Genomic DNA, 1,683 nt, shown 5'->3' on the forward strand with positions numbered 1-1,683 from the left:
ATCCGCGGGGGCAGCGTGGAAACCCCCGCACGGGAACGGGAGTCCGTGCCACGTCCCGGACCGCCGGCCGAATCGACGCCCGCCGCCCGGTCCGCGCCATCGCGCGAGACATCGACCGGTGCGGAAGCGGCCCCGGCGCCTCCTCGGAAGAAGCGTCGCCGGGCTGGAACGGTGGCCGGTATCCCGGCGCGAGTCCGGCGGGCCATCTCCGCGCCGGTATCGCGCCCGGCGCCGGCCCGGCGCGATACCGGCGCGGGTGAACGGCCCGTCGCCCGCCCGCGCGATATGAGAGAACGGCGCACCGGTCTCGGCGCACGGTCGGCGCTCACGGCCGGAGCGGCGGGCGTGGCGCTGGCGGCGGTGGCCGCCACCGTTTTCGCGGCCACGGGGTTCGCCCGGTTCGATGTCGCGGAGTACGGCGCACTCTGCGGGGGCGGAGACGGTTTCGAAGCGGCCGCACCGTATTCGGCTCCGGGCCCGAGCCCGGTGTACCTGGCCGGTGACCTGTCCGCGGGCACCGCCTTCGGGCCGTCCGCGGTGTGGCACCCCGTCGACGCCCGGTCGGTGCAATTGGTCGCCTGTGTCTCCGAGGTCCGCCTCGGATCCCTGGTCCGCACCTGTCAGTACCCGCCCGCACCGGGCATGCCGGTGGGACGCACGCTGAATCTGTTCGCGGTGGTCTACCGGCTCACCGTCGTGGAGGCGCGGACCGGGCGCCGGCTGGCCGCCGTCGATCTCACCGGCGACCGGTTCGCCACCGAGCCCGCGGTCGTCGACCGTGATCCGTGTGCCGCGGCGGCGGGCGCCCCGGAGGACGGGTTACCGGGCCGACGGCACAGCCGGCTGTCCCATATCCAGGTGCGCGATGCCCTCACCCCGTACGTGGCCCCGGCGACGACACCGATCCGGGCTGCCCGCTGACAGCGGGTGCGCGCCGCGGGCCGGGAGGGTTCGGGCAGGTGGGGCGGTAAGGTCTCACTGCTCCACCTCGTTTCTCCGATAACCGAAGTTCTCTGGTCGCACGCTGAGCGCAGGGAGGCGCATGGTGCAGGTTCGGAATCCGTTCGCGGTCGACGGCAGATTCCCCGATATCGTCGTCACCGCACTCGCGGCCACCACCTCTATCGCCGGTGATATCGAGGGCACCTGGGAGGGCCTGCTGGCGGGCGAATCCGGTATCGGCCGGCTGGATCAGCCGTGGGTGCGTGAACACGATCTGCCGGTGCGTATCGGCGGCCGGCTGAAGGTCGAACCCGAAACCCTGCTGACCCGGGTGGAGATGCGGCGACTGGCCTATGTGGAGCGCCTGGCCACCGTGCTGGGCCGGGCCGTCTGGGCGAACGCGGGGCGGCCGGAGGTCGACCGGGACCGGCTCGCGGTCGCGATCGGGACGGGGCAGGGCGGCGGTGACGCGGTCGTGGAGGCCCGGGACCGGCTTGAGGCCGACGGCTACCGGCGGGTATCGCCGCTGGCGGTCCAGATGATGATGCCCAACGGCCCGGCGGCGGTGGTCGGGCTCGAACTCGGCGCGCGGGCCGGGGTGGTCACGCCGGTCTCCGCGTGCTCGTCCGGTTCCGAGGCGATCGCGCGGGCGTGGCAGATGATCGCGATGGGTGACGCCGATATGGTCGTCGCGGGCGGTGTCGAAGGGTATATCGACCCGGTGCCGATCGCGGCGTTCTC

General features: G+C 73.4%; 1 protein-coding gene and 1 pseudogene. Both read left to right on the plus strand.

Annotated features, from left to right (window positions below):
- A pseudogene (locus tag ACWDU1_RS32210) lies at window positions 1-921 on the plus strand (hypothetical protein); the annotation flags it as partial.
- Window positions 922-1,042: 121 nt separating this feature from the next.
- Window positions 1,043-1,683: beta-ketoacyl synthase N-terminal-like domain-containing protein (locus tag ACWDU1_RS32215; protein WP_450004193.1), on the plus strand; the 641-nt coding region annotated here is incomplete at its 3' end.

The organism is Nocardia sp. NPDC003345 (genome assembly GCF_053589395.1).